The 13,261-nt window shown below is 37.6% G+C and carries 14 protein-coding genes and 1 pseudogene; 4 read left to right on the top strand and 11 right to left on the bottom strand.

Annotated elements, in window-relative coordinates:
- Positions 1-8: 8 nt before the first annotated feature.
- The 7 genes from LEP1GSC199_RS20080 to LEP1GSC199_RS20050 form a co-directional block, all read right to left on the bottom strand.
- Entirely contained in the window at positions 9-431 is a 423-nt protein-coding gene (locus LEP1GSC199_RS20080; RefSeq protein WP_002991592.1) for an acyl-CoA thioesterase, read from the bottom strand.
- Positions 432-2,072 (bottom strand): glycerol-3-phosphate dehydrogenase/oxidase, encoded by a 1,641-nt coding sequence (locus LEP1GSC199_RS20075; protein ID WP_002991559.1) that lies wholly within the window; start codon positions 2,070-2,072, stop codon positions 432-434.
- Between the two features lie 4 nt (positions 2,073-2,076).
- The gene (locus tag LEP1GSC199_RS20070) at positions 2,077-3,003 is read right to left on the bottom strand and encodes a diacylglycerol/lipid kinase family protein (protein ID WP_002991508.1); all 927 of its coding nucleotides are present in this window, start codon (positions 3,001-3,003) and stop codon (positions 2,077-2,079) included.
- On the bottom strand, positions 3,003-3,644 hold the full coding sequence (locus LEP1GSC199_RS20065) for a TetR/AcrR family transcriptional regulator (protein WP_002991548.1): 642 nt from the start codon (positions 3,642-3,644) through the stop codon (positions 3,003-3,005). The genes LEP1GSC199_RS20070 and LEP1GSC199_RS20065 overlap by 1 nt, the downstream gene beginning before the upstream one ends.
- Entirely contained in the window at positions 3,644-5,260 is a 1,617-nt protein-coding gene (locus LEP1GSC199_RS20060; RefSeq protein WP_002991605.1) for an FAD-binding oxidoreductase, read from the bottom strand. Before LEP1GSC199_RS20060 ends, LEP1GSC199_RS20065 begins: the two co-directional genes overlap by 1 nt.
- 88 nt (positions 5,261-5,348) lie before the next feature.
- Positions 5,349-5,801 (bottom strand): VanZ family protein, encoded by a 453-nt coding sequence (locus LEP1GSC199_RS20055; protein ID WP_002991524.1) that lies wholly within the window; start codon positions 5,799-5,801, stop codon positions 5,349-5,351.
- Between the two features lie 41 nt (positions 5,802-5,842).
- On the bottom strand, positions 5,843-6,148 hold the full coding sequence (locus tag LEP1GSC199_RS20050) for an HU family DNA-binding protein (protein ID WP_002991590.1): 306 nt from the start codon (positions 6,146-6,148) through the stop codon (positions 5,843-5,845).
- Positions 6,149-6,325: 177 nt separating this feature from the next.
- On the opposite strand from LEP1GSC199_RS20050, the gene LEP1GSC199_RS20045 reads away from it, so the two are divergent.
- Positions 6,326-7,603, top strand: coding sequence for an STAS domain-containing protein (locus LEP1GSC199_RS20045; RefSeq protein ID WP_002991630.1), 1,278 nt, complete (start codon positions 6,326-6,328; stop codon positions 7,601-7,603).
- Between the two features lie 457 nt (positions 7,604-8,060).
- On the opposite strand, the gene LEP1GSC199_RS20040 is transcribed toward LEP1GSC199_RS20045, so the two are convergent.
- Complete coding sequence (locus tag LEP1GSC199_RS20040) at positions 8,061-8,588, bottom strand: hypothetical protein (protein ID WP_232420865.1); 528 nt, start codon at positions 8,586-8,588, stop codon at positions 8,061-8,063.
- 87 nt (positions 8,589-8,675) lie between these two features.
- On the opposite strand from LEP1GSC199_RS20040, the pseudogene LEP1GSC199_RS20035 reads away from it, so the two are divergent.
- Both LEP1GSC199_RS20035 and LEP1GSC199_RS20030 read left to right on the top strand, forming a co-directional pair.
- Positions 8,676-10,177, top strand: a pseudogene (locus LEP1GSC199_RS20035) (HDOD domain-containing protein).
- A gap of 2 nt (positions 10,178-10,179) precedes the next feature.
- Positions 10,180-10,431, top strand: coding sequence for a hypothetical protein (locus tag LEP1GSC199_RS20030; protein ID WP_002991584.1), 252 nt, complete (start codon positions 10,180-10,182; stop codon positions 10,429-10,431).
- Between the two features lie 2 nt (positions 10,432-10,433).
- On the opposite strand, the gene LEP1GSC199_RS20025 is transcribed toward LEP1GSC199_RS20030, so the two are convergent.
- On the bottom strand, positions 10,434-10,874 hold the full coding sequence (locus LEP1GSC199_RS20025) for a Crp/Fnr family transcriptional regulator (protein ID WP_002991522.1): 441 nt from the start codon (positions 10,872-10,874) through the stop codon (positions 10,434-10,436).
- 109 nt (positions 10,875-10,983) lie between these two features.
- On the opposite strand from LEP1GSC199_RS20025, the gene LEP1GSC199_RS20020 reads away from it, so the two are divergent.
- On the top strand, positions 10,984-12,063 hold the full coding sequence (locus LEP1GSC199_RS20020; protein ID WP_002991520.1) for an acyltransferase family protein: 1,080 nt from the start codon (positions 10,984-10,986) through the stop codon (positions 12,061-12,063).
- Here the strand turns inward: LEP1GSC199_RS20020 and LEP1GSC199_RS20015 are convergent.
- Together LEP1GSC199_RS20015 and LEP1GSC199_RS20010 are read right to left on the bottom strand one after the other, a co-directional pair.
- Positions 12,005-12,607 carry an NADPH-dependent FMN reductase gene (locus LEP1GSC199_RS20015; protein WP_039927585.1) on the bottom strand — a complete coding sequence of 201 codons (603 nt, stop codon included), beginning with the start codon at positions 12,605-12,607 and terminating at the stop codon, positions 12,005-12,007. The genes LEP1GSC199_RS20020 and LEP1GSC199_RS20015 overlap by 59 nt on opposite strands.
- The gene (locus LEP1GSC199_RS20010) at positions 12,604-13,254 is read right to left on the bottom strand and encodes a DUF1569 domain-containing protein (protein ID WP_002991632.1); all 651 of its coding nucleotides are present in this window, start codon (positions 13,252-13,254) and stop codon (positions 12,604-12,606) included. Before LEP1GSC199_RS20010 ends, LEP1GSC199_RS20015 begins: the two co-directional genes overlap by 4 nt.
- Positions 13,255-13,261 lie beyond the last annotated feature (7 nt).

Here is a 13,261-nt window from a genome sequence, read left to right as displayed (position 1 = left end):
TCCTTAGTTTATTCCAATACTTTTATAAAAACATCAGGGATGGGACAAGGTTTCCTTTCCGCATAATCAAAAAATACGATGGCAGTTTTGGCTCTCGCAATTTCTTTTCCCCCATTTTTATGTGTGATGACATAAACCATTTCTAAAGACTTTTTAGATACATTGTCCACGTAGAGTTGCATCTCTAGGTCATCAGGAAAAAAAGCTTCTGATTTATAAACAATGGCCACATCAGAGACAACGATCCCTTTCCCTTCGACATTGATTTCTGTCCAACCATGAAAATGGAAAAAACGGGCCCTACATTCATGAGTTAAAGTTAAAATCGCATCATGAGCTAAGTGACCCGCAAAGTTAATATCTGAGATCCGAACACTAAGATCAGTAGAATAAATTTGTTTTTCTGGAATATCAATAGAGATTCTGGCCATTTAGTCCACAAACCACTTGTATCTTTGGTCAACAGCTTTTATTTCTTCTTTGGTTCGATCCGCATTCCATCCAAGTAACTTGGCAATTTTTTTATCCAACCGAATCCGTTCTGAAGAATCGAGAGCCCCAACAGTACCTACCCCTGACCTTCTAAAATAGAAATCCGTTAGGTGGAAAATCTCTTCATGGTTTACTAAATATTCCACTTCCTCTTCATAATAAATTTCTCCATTGGGAATACGATAGGAATCATTTCCCTCCAAAGACAAAATCTTCCAAGTCACACTTCCATAACGTCTCGCCAAAGTATCAATTTTTGATCCGGGAACCTTCGGGAATTTGAACTCTAATTCGTTTGTAAGTTCTTTTAAACTTTGGTATCTTCCTCCAAGAAGTGGGGTAAATTTTGTGACACAGGTTGACTTCATACCTTTAGAATATAAATCAATCGCATTCACTAAAGTTTCTGCAACAGCGCGGCTTGTTGTATACTTACCACCTAACGCAGAAAAGAAACCAGGAAATCCTTCCTTTTCATAGTGAAAAATCTCTGATTTCCGTGACGCAGAATAAGTACCTTCGGTGCTCCCTGGATCTTCTACAAGAGGACGAAGGCCACCGTAGTAATAATCCACATCTTTCAGAGTTAATTTTGCAAAACCAAAACTATAATTTACTTCATCTAATAAATCCACAATTTCAGATTGTTTAACTTTAAAAACATCAGGATCCTCTTCATAGGCAGTATCTGTGGTTCCTACAATAGTTTTTCCTCGCCATGGGATGACAAAAAGATGCGAGCCATCTCTTTTTGATAAAACCACACATTCATTTCCACAAATATTACGAACCACAGCATGGATTCCCTTGGAACGAACTAATTTTTTTTCTGCGGTCACACCAGTCATGGACTCAATCACGTCAGCCCATGGACCAGCTGAATTCACGACCACCTTAGTCGATACCAATACTTTTTTCCCAGAAATAGAATCTGTAAGGCCGACCGTATAACCACCGCTATTTTGTTTCTTTAATGTAGTGACAGATAAGTAATTAAAAGCATGTGCTCCTTTTTCCTTGGCTGACAAAATAAACTCCGTAGTATGTTTTTCTGGATTGGGATTGGCATAGTCATAGTATTGAAAACTTCCTTTCAAAGATTTTCGATTAAGCCCAAGAACTTTATAAATTGTTTCACCAAGTGAATTCCATCTGTACCGAGGAAGTTGCACATCTAGATCAATTTCTTTATTCCGATCAAAGGATAGAGCATTATACAATTCCATTCCTAAAAATAATTGAATACGTTGGAACCACGATCGGATCGGGATGATAAAACCCATAGGACGAACTGCATGGGGAGAGATTTTTGCTAAATACCTTCGTTCGGATAGTGATTCACGAACCAGTGCAAACTCTAAATTCTTTAGATACCTGAGTCCCCCATGAATCAATTTGGAAGTGGCTTGGCTTGTTCCAGAGGCATAATCATTTTTTTCCACAAGTAGGCAATTGTAACCGCGAAGGGTAGCATCCCAAAGGACATTGGCACCTGTGATTCCACCACCAATGACGATAATGTCATATTCACTTTTGAGATTCTTTAATCGGGAGTTTTCTAGTTTTGTAATATGTTTCATTCGTTTAACATTTGATCGGCAGAACTTTCGGTAGCACTTTAAAATGAGCAGGGAGTTGGCCCATATTCTCACCATCCACATCGATAAAAACATCTTCGTCTGAATCTGCAGTTAACTCCGTGATTTGTTTGGAAATCACTTTGGAATCGTCTGATAACTTCCCACGATACAAATAACCAAACTTTCGAAGGGTTTCCATCACAGTCACATCTTGGATGGCAAGTAAATCCATTTTACCATCATCAAGCTTTGCTCTAGGTGCAAACCACATTCCACCACCCGCATACTCACCGTTAGCACATACTATTAATCTACATTTGTTTGTAATTTTCTCAAACTTCGAAAGGGTAAGTGTGATTTTTTTGTTTGTATAAGTAAACAAACCGAGAACCGTATATAACAAAAACACGCCCTTCCCTCCGATGATGGAGGCAAGTCTTGAACGATTGACTTTATAAACTACTTCTCCACCCATTCCGAAGTCAGCCAAATTCAAACAGAGATAATTCCCTTTTGTTTTGTCGACTTTGGTATAAGTGACTGCGATTAAATCGATTAACCTTTCTTTTCCGTTCAATATCTGTTCTAATGCTTTGACGGGATCTTTGGGAACTTTGACTGTTTTTATAAAATCATTTCCCCTACCCGCAGGGATGGGACTAAAAATAACATTTTTGTTGATTAACTTTCCATTTTCAAAAAGACCATTGATAACATTCGAAAATGTGCCATCTCCACCAATGCCTATGATCCAATGAAACCCTTGTTTGACGGCGTCTTTTGCAATATCGCGGGCCGCCCTTTCCTTTGTCGTGGCCTCATATTCATAAGGAATCCCTTTTTTTTGTAACTCGGGTTCTACTTTTTTCCAGACTTTTGCTGAGAGACCTCCACCTGATACGGGATTTAGAATTACTTTAATTTTTCTCATCAAGTCTCTCCTTTGTTACCACCAGAAAATAATCCATAGAATAATACATGTTCAATCGTTTCGAGATAGGCTTTTTCACTTTTAATTTCGTTTTGGAAATGCCCATCTAATATCACTTCTACCGCACCACGGATCATACCCCAGGCAACGGCAACGTTTGGATACGTTCCCCTAGTATTGATTAGGTTTTCTTGTTTTGCTTGTTTATAAATTTTTTCTAAAAGTGTTAAACGATTTGTCCTTTCCTCTGTTAGAAGTTTCCGCAAGTCATCGGAAACATTATCAATGTTTAAATTGACTCCGCATTGTTTTGCAACAAGATACATATGGCGATCCCCTAAACAATGATCAATATAAGCCCTGATTGCTTTCCTTGACATTTCAATTGCAGTTTGTGCTTCAAAGGCTTTCTCCAAACGCACACGGAGCCGTACATAGTCCTCGTAGGAAATGCGAGCCATCAAATCATCTTTACTCTTAAAATGGAGATAGATCGTTCCCCGACCTATCTCCAATTGTTTTGCAATATCATCCATCTTTACAAGGGAAGGATGTTTGATTCTAAAGAGTTCAATGGCACAATGGAGAATATCAGTTTCTCTTTGCGCAAATTCTCTTTTTTTCCTTTCAGAAACACCCATTATTTAAGTCCTAACAATCCGCCTGGATTCATGATTCCCTTAGGATCAAATGTTTTCTTTACAGAAGATAAAATTCTAAGCCCCTCTTTCCCTACTTCCTGTTCCATCCATGGAGATAACATCCGACCAATACCATGGTGGTGAGACAAAGAGCCCCCATGTTTATGGATGCTGTCAATGATTCCCTTGTGGAACTTTACAAAGTCAGTGACTTCATTTTTTTTGCCCATAGGACTTAAGAATATGAAATACAAATTGGCTCCATTTTCATAAGCGTGAGAGATATGAACCATACAAGATGTGTTTTCATGGCTTTTGATATAAGCACGAGTTTTTTCCCACAACTCATGCAGATTGGACCAACTAACAGCCGTCTCTAAGGTATCAATTCGAATCCCTTCGTCCATAAGATAATCTCTAAGATAAGCACTGGAATACCTTTGGTGTAACCATTTATTCACCGGTGATTCTCCGGTCGAAAAACCACCATTTCGTTTCGCAATTTTTTTAATCTTTTTTAATACTTCTTTTGCGTATGCCGGATCACCATCCACAATAATGTGCATGAGGGATCTTTCCATTGGTTTGTAACCAATGAATCTTAGAAACAAATCTTCTTTTCCACCATGGAGTCCACTCATCTGGAAAGAAATGTCTGTTTCTTCCGGGTCTTGGATACGAAAGAAATGAGGTTTTCCAAAACCGGCTTGCATCACATCTCTCATTGTTTCCACAGCCTTTTCAAAGTTTTTAAATATAAAAGAACCTTTGGCTGAATTTTCTGGATGGTATTTGCGTATCTTTAATGTTGCCTTAGTGATGACTCCAAAACTCCCTTCAGTTCCAAGAAACAATCGAAATAAATCTGGACCAATGGATGCTGCAGGATAGGCTTTGGATTCAAATTTTCCTGACGGAGTAATCGCCGTTAGGCTAAGAAGTATATCTTCTATTTTCCCATAACCTGTGGAGGCTTGACCGGCACCTTTTGCGGCAATCCAACCACCAACAGTAGAAAATTCGAATGATTGAGGAAAGTGACCACAAGTATAACCGCGGTCATTCAAATGTTTTTCCAAAACAGGACCATAAACCCCTGCCTCTACCGTCACAGTAGAATCAATGGCATTGAACTCAATGATACGATTGAGGCGAGATAAATCTAAAGAGATACCACCTTTGGGAGCTTGCAAAGCTTTGGTGACTGTGGATCCGGCTCCATAAGGAATGACAGGAATTTTACCCGCATTCGCTACTGCGATAATTTCAATCACTTCCTGTTCATTTTTTGGTGAAACAACTACATCCACAACATCAGATACTTCACCAAATCTTGCTTTATATATTTCAGTGTAGAACTTTCCTATCGAATGTCTTGCTCGTGATGTATCGTCTAACGAAACATAGTCTTTACCAACAATTTGTTTTAACTTTGTGAGCGTTGTTTGGGAAATTTTAGACTTTTTTAATGAATTAAGCGGGAGCTCTCCTTTGGGAAGTGATGCTTTGAACTCTTTATCTACGGGGAACTGTTTTTCTAGAAATTTTAATGTGTGTTCCGGTAATTTTTCTTCTACGTCGGGAGATCCCCATTTATAAATCGTACGAGTTTGCATATTTGTACCCAAAAGTCCTTATTTGTTCCAGAATTTGAACCAAGTTCAATGTTTGACAATTAAAATAAAACCTTAGGCAAAAATTTTCTCACCCGCGGAGTTCTTTGATGTATTCAGCTCTGACTTGATCCACAAATTCATTGGTTAGAGACGTCCCGAATAATGCGGATAAGGTGTCCACTAGTACATCATCTATATCAAACCCTGTTAAAATCCATTCTATTAATTCAAATGTTATGTCGAGTGCTGGTGTGGGAAATAACTCAGATTTCCCTTTAGCGATCTGTAACAGCAGATTGGTGATCTTAGAAAACTCTTTTTTTTCGATGAAACTACGAATTTCAGTGGGGTAAGATACCATTAACTTTTGTTTAATGGCGTTCGGAGTAAAAACCAATTGGTTTTCTGTTAGCTCCAGGGCTTTTAATAAATGGTCTTTGAGATTTTTTTCAGAATGATGGCTTTCTTGCCAAACGAGGAGAATTTTCTCTCCTACGAGAGAATCTTCAAAAGGTAAAAAAGGATAAGGTTTTTTATCCATAAAATGCCCAGGGGGACATCCTCCTGGGTTCACAAACTAAATTATTTTTTAGGAGGCACAACTGCATCTTTGCAAGTTTTAGAAAGTGTGAATTTAACAACTACTTTAGCAGGAATTACAATTGCTTCACCAGTTGCAGGGTTTCTTCCTTTACGTTTTGGACGATTGCGTTTAACAAGTTTTCCTAAACCTGGAATGATAAATGCACCGTTTTTCTTGGTTTCTTTATAAGCGAGATCAACAAAGGAGTCTAAGAACGCGGCTACGCTCTTTTTGGTCATACCAGTTATTTCAGCTAGTTCGCTGAGCATTTCGGACTTCTTCATTGGGGTAGGAGTTGTTGCCATACTTTGATTTTCCTCTAAACCATTTAACGGTTACACATTATTTATAAAACTACATGATTTGGTACAAGACTAAATTGATTTTGGATACAATTTTTCTGCAAATTTCCTAAGAAAAACAAAGTTTTTGTAAAAAAACCTTTATTTCCCTAATGAAAATAGGAATTTCTTCCAAAACTCATGACTTCAACCAAGTATAAAAAGGTCGTAGTGGTATTTAAACGTACCAAATACGAATTGGATTTGGAAACTTACGGCTCCGTTCAGGCCTATAAAGAAGTCGCACGCCAAAATCCAGAAGTCTTTGAAAGGACTTTTGAATCCCATGAAAGACAATTGGAGTCACGCAAATTTCTAAAATCTCAAGTGTTTCCAAAGGCCGACTTTGTTTTTCGGGAAAATTTTGATCCCGAAGGTGGGGCAAAATACGATTTGATTGTAGCTCATGGTGGTGATAACCATTTCACTTATGTGGCTCATTTAGCTGGAAATACCCATCTAATAGGGTGTAATTCCGATCCTGATTCCTCTGTAGGAGCGCTTCTCGGTTTTACTGCAGATGAATTAAAAGATGCCGTCCAAAACAACTTCGCACAAGCTCAGGTGGAGTCATGGTCCTTACTTGATACCGAAATTCAATATCCCAATGGAACAAAACTCAAAACTGTACCTGCCATTTGCGAACTTTCTATACGGAATAACAGCCCCGATCTCACCTCACGGTTTTGGATTTCTTACCAAGGCAAAAAAGAAGAACAAAAATGTTCCGGACTACTAGTTTATACAGGTGCAGGATCCACAGGTTGGATTAGTTCTTGTTTTCCAAAGAAATTCCCACCATTTTCAAAGCACGAACCTTTTTTTCATGTTTATTCCCGAGAAATACGAGTGAAGTCTCGAGAAACAGAGTTTTCCTTGGCAGATTTTAGGGCCTTAGATCAAGTGGAAGTTATTTCCGAAATGAATGGTGGACTCGCAGTTGATTCTCTTACGGAGAGGCACTACCCGTTCCCACCTTACGCAAAGGCGACGATTCGGTTATCGCCGGAGAAATTATTTGTAATTGTTCCGCTAAAGAGAGGGGAATTCATGCAAGACTTACCATACGAAATAGAGCAGAAACGCATCAATGGAACTGTCATCGTCCAAATCAAAGGTCGTATGGAATCAGGCCCACTGGACCGCATTACACAAACGATCCTAGACGAAATGGTCGGAACCGACAGAAAACATCTCATTTTGGATTTTTCAGAACTTCGATACATCTCTAGTCTTGGGATTCGAATGATTTTGGATGTTAAAATGAACTTACAAAAAAGAAATAAAGAAATGGCGCTCGTCGGAGTGACCAGCTCCATCTTGCAAGTGTTTCATCTGCTTGGTCTTTCTAATGCTTTTCAATTCTATGCAGATCGTGAAGAAGCATTAAAATCCTTTGAGGAGCCATCTAAGTCCTAGATGTCTCCACGAGTATCCGTTTGGATCGCCAATTCGGTCTTTGTATCTTTTATTGTCATTTCCCTATTCTATTCTCTCGTTCATTTCGAGAACAAATACTTAAAATTAGAAACTACAACGTTAAACGAGGAAAAGAACAGAAGTTTTGCGATTGTTCAGGAACTCTCGCGTGTAAAAAATCAATTCCCAATTGCTTACCAATGCCATTACAGTTTCGGGCTCAGCAGTGGTTCTCTCTATGAAATTACGGAAAGGATCCCCTACTCCATTTACAAAAAACTGCGGTTAGGTGACACGATCGAGGTTTATAAAAGAGAAATCAGAATTTTTGGGAAACAAACAGCAATTTCGCGAATACGGGGGAATGAAGAATCGCTCCCCCTCTTGGAAAACTTAGAAAGATACTTTCAATATGGTTTTATCTATTTACTCGTATTAGTTGGTGTTACTTTAATAGTTAGGGTTTTGGGATTACTATCTCGAACTTATCCTTCGCAGCAAAAACCAAATGAGATTGACGAGATTGTTGTAAATAAGTCTCTGGATTAACATCAAAACTTACAAAACACATATATTTATCGTGTTTTACTACATACATAAATTCTAAATAATTCAGGTGAGTGTTTTGCGTCATAAAACCACGAAGCCATTTACTCTCTCGATACACTCTCTCATATTGAACGTTGGTTGCGTCAATTTTTTTGATAGCTTCCACAGACTCTTTAGAATAGTCACGACTCATTATTTCTTTTTTAAGCGTCTTAATCAGGTTATATTCTAGTTTTGCTTTATTAGGTGGTAAATTTTCAGGGCGAGTTTTATAATAGTATTCGAATAACTCTTTATCTTGTCCCTCTTTTGCATCGTGATTCTCTTGGTTCACATCGGTGGGGGTTACTTGTGGTTTTGTGTCCTGAGCAGAAATAGACACAACTGCTACAAATAACACAAAGGTAATCAAAAGGGATTTTTTCGAGAGTTCCATAGTCTTCATTATCGGAATCCTGACCCAAATTTCAAAATAAAATTTTCTGTTTTCAAAAAGAGAAACAAGGTTCAAAACAGGTTTATCATGTCGATTCCCCCACTCATTACCTTCCAGGAGGACTTTCTTTCCGGAAAACTGATTTCCAAAGAATATGTCCACTTTTCGGAAATTGACTGCCCGGAACTAGACGTTTGGATCGGCAGAGTGGTTCGTAGTATTTCCTTAGAATTCCTACATGAAATCCTTTTTACAATTCTCAGTGAACTACTAGTAAACGGATGTAAAGCCAATGGTAAACGTGTTTTTTTCAAACACAAGGATTGAACCTATGGGATGAGAAGGATTACAGCCGAGGAATCCCAATGTATAAGGATGAATTTGGCCATAACCGCAAACGTGTTTTTTTAGGACTCGATCACTCTAATTACAAGATAACCCTAAGTACAATTTGCAAAGAAGAATATATAGAATTTCGAGTCAGAAATAACGCCAAAATTCTTCCAGAAGAAAAAAACAGAATTTTAAAACGTGTTCAAGCCTCGACAAAATACAAAAATATAAATGACGCCTATCGTGAGTCAGTTGATAATGAAGAAAGTTCCGGACTTGGAATTGTATTAATTCATATTTTACTCAGAAACTCAGGAATATCTAATCAATTCTTTCAGTTGATGACAACCGATGAATATACAGAAGTAATCATCCGAATTCCGAAACAGCTTATCCCAAAAGAAAATCAAACCAATATAAAAAATCTTTTAGTTCGCGAAGTCAGTAGCCTTCCTCCCCTTCCTCCACAAATCCAAAAGTTGATTCTTATCGCGAAGAAAAAAGATGTCGATTGGCATGAAATATCAGCCCAAGTGGAGAAAGATCCAGCCATTACAGCAGAAATCTTAAAAATTGCGAACTCTCCCTTATTTGGTGCACATACTCCAATTATTTCAGTGCTTGAAGGTGTAAAGAGGATTGGTCTCAAAAATCTTGAGTCTATCTTTTTAACATTAGGTGCGAAAAAAATACTTAACTCTCGCTATGCGAAACAAGTATTAGTATGGACTCATTCATTCAAAACCTCCATGTATGCAAGATTTCTAATAGAAGACCGAAAAAAACATTTAAAACTGTTGGAACCTGCAATCATTTCGGCTTTACTCCACGATTTAGGGAGGATGGTTCTTCTTTCCTTAGATCTGAGCCAAGTAAATCAGATAAGAGTTCTTAGAAGTGATGACACTAATGAAATTTCAGAATGGGTAGAAGAATACACTTTAGGAACAACACATTCTGAAATTGGGCATTTAATGGCTGAGAAATGGAATTTCCCGGAGGAAATTCTCGATGTCATCCGTTACCACCACAAACCTTGGCAATGCAAAACTAGAAACAATATCCTCTGCCAAATCATCTATCTTGCAGATATTTTAGCCAATATTGGACGTGGTAAAGGAAATTATTCTACTGTGGAACCTGAAGTATTGGAATATTTTGAAATTACATCAGAAAAGGAATTTCGCGATATGCAAGAAAGGTTTAAACTACAATTCGAGGAACATAGAGAAGAATACCAAACTCTCTTGGCTTAATTATGAACTGGAAAGAATTACTTAACCTCGAAGACCAACAATTAGAAGACCCTAAACTCGCAGATGAATTTAATTTAGTGGGACATCCCGAATACCCAAGTATATCCTCACTTCCACCGGAAGAAACGTTAGAAATTTTAAAAGAGTTTTTGATGGCAGAGGGTCAAATGGTTAACATCAAAAATCTTTTAAATTACGCACCCATCTCAGAAATCACCTTAATCAAAAAAAACTTACCTACCATCTACGGATAGTCTCATTCCACATCCTGGACATCACTGATTCCGATTTGATGTTCTTTCCCTACTTCCGTGCTGAATTCAATTTTCTTCGCAACGGATTTTTCCATACTACTGATCAGAAGTTCATTTGTTCGAGCCAAGCGGTCTGCCATAATCGAAACCATTTTTGCAGCAAACTTTGGATTCTTAACAAGAAAGTTTTCCAACTGTTGTTTACTTTCAATGACTGCCACTTCGCAATTTGTAATCGTTCTAGCAGTTGCACTTCTTGGGTTGGAACTAAATAAAGCCATCTCACCAAAAAAATCTCCTGGTTTCATCAATGCCAATCGAGTTTGGCTATTGTTCACCGTAAAAAAAATCTCAACGTTCCCTTGGAGGATGATGTACATCGCATTATTCAGTTCCCCTTCTTTGAAGATCCTCTGATTTGGCGGAATGTTGAGTTTGCTCATTGATTCGTGGCTCCTGTATCTATTTTTGGCTATTTTGCCTAAAATCTGAATTCATTTTCCTTTGCACCAGGAAATCTGAAAAGAAAATGCCGTAAAGGAGATAGCATTTATGGAATGGGAATTACTAGGGATCATACTAACGGGGCTTGGAGCCTTGTATCTTTGGATCTTTCAAATCCCCTACTCACTACCGCATCCACTCGCAACTAAACAAGGTAGAGAGAATCGATTCGATATCCTCAGAGGTTTTGCAATGGTTGGAATCGTACTCATCCATATCCATTCTTACTTTCAGTTCTTTCATCCAGCAGATCAAATGGTCGTCCGAACTACTTTGTTTTTTTCCAATTTATCAAGGTTTTCCGTCCCTTTATTTATACTAACATCCGCTATATTCTTAAGGAAAAAAGAAGGGTATTGGATCTCTAAACTAAAGAATCTTATTTTACCTTATTCAATTGCTTCAGTCATTGGGTATTTGGTAAAATATAACAATTACAATGTGATCGAATTTATACATTTCTACTTTTTAGGGAAAGTATTTGCACCCTTTTATTTTGTTCCTCTTTTAATCCAATTTTACATTTTGTTTTATCTATTTGATAAATTTCTCATCAATAAGTCGTTTTCGAAACTATTACTTCTTTTTTCTTTTTTGGTAAACTTATCCTCAAACTTAGGATTTTTCGATTCAATACTCCCAAATGAATACCATTCAGTTTCCATTTTTAATTATATATTCTTCTTTATACTAGGAATCCAAATCGGACTTTCAAAAGAAGAGAAAAATAAACCTAAAGCTGAGTTATTGTTTCCATTCGGAGCAATTGCCCTATTGTTTTTTTTCTTTCTAATTTTGTTTAGTGGAGTTTACGCGATAGATTTCAAAAATCACCACTTAGTATACCCCATTTTTTTCTTTTTAGGAATTTGGGAAATTTTGCCTAAATTTAACCACAAGGTATCGAATTGGATATCTTTTATAGGAAACAATAGTCTATTTATATTCCTACTACACCCGTTTATCATTCACATGATGCATAGTTTAGATCCCTATACATTTGGAGGTCCCTTTTTAGGTTATATTGTGACTATGATTTTGAATGTGGGGATTCCCATTGCTATCGCCATTATAGTCCAAAAGGGTAAGTTTTTGTATCGATCACACCACTCTGGCGAATTGCAATAAAAGCTTTTGCATATTCCTCTAAAACATTTAACGTATAATTCAGTCTAGTGCGGATGTATTCGTCGTCTTTCCCTTCGGGAAGTTCAGAATTTAATATAGATTCAACATGCCGAACAATCAGATGATCTGGCAAGTATACAATCCGTGTATTTTTATAACTAGACATTCGAAGTTCCGCATTGGGGTAACTACCTCCCATTCCGCTGGATACTGTAATGATAAGTCCTGGTTTATGAGAGACTTCGCCACCACTGAGATAAAGAAAAAAGTTTTTTAAAGCAGGACTAGCCATGCCGGCGTACTCAGGAGAGAGGAAAATGTATGCATCTGCGCTTCCAAATCCGGCACTATACTCCAACCAGAATTTTTTAAGATCGGAATCCTTCTCCCACATCGCCGGTTCCCAGAGAGGAAGTGGGTTCCCGCCCAAATCATAAAGTGTAGTTTGGATTCCTTTTGTTTCTAATGTTTTAGCAAGAAATTTACCAACTTTCAATGTTTGCGAATTTTTGCGATGGCTACCAGCTACTAAACAAAATTTCATCGAGGACCACCACCTTGGTTTTTGTTTCCTTTGTGGTGAGGTTTCTTTTTATTTTTCCATTTGCGGCTATTGTGACCACTGGGTTTTGTTTCTTGGTCGTCTTTTTTCTTTTGTGGATGTTGGTGGTGATGGTGTTTTTTTTCTGCGAAAGCCTTTTCTTTTTTCTGTTCCCTGTCTTTCGCAAACCTTAATTTTTCATCTCCATACAGTTGGATATAACCAAATAAAAATGCAGCAAGGATTCCGTGAATTCGCTCCCATTGTTTTTTATCTAATTCGCCAAAGACCGAATGTTCGGCAAAAGGACCTGAATGCAATTTAAAAGCAGTTAAAGATGTTTTTAATCTGAGTAGTGCTGACTCTGCGTCCCCCAAGTCTTTTGGTGGGAACCCCGGAATTTGGTTTGCTTTTGTGTAACTTCCTTTAGATAGGAGTTTCGCAAACTTGTACTTGCCCAATATTTTATTGATTGTATTTCTTTTGTTTGTAGATCCGATTCTTTGTATGGATAATTCGATGGATTCTGCTAAAAAATCATAAACTTGGCTTAAACTAATATCTGCTTTTTGTTTTTTCTCACAAGTTATAATGATTGATAACTCTCTTTCGATATCATCTATCGTTTTAAGTTTTAAAATTGACTTCATTTTTCCT

The organism is Leptospira vanthielii serovar Holland str. Waz Holland = ATCC 700522, from assembly GCF_000332455.1.
GTDB classification, from domain to species: domain Bacteria; phylum Spirochaetota; class Leptospiria; order Leptospirales; family Leptospiraceae; genus Leptospira_A; species Leptospira_A vanthielii.
The sequence above is the reverse complement of the archived record's forward strand: the minus strand, read 5'-3'. Positions and strand labels throughout refer to the sequence as shown.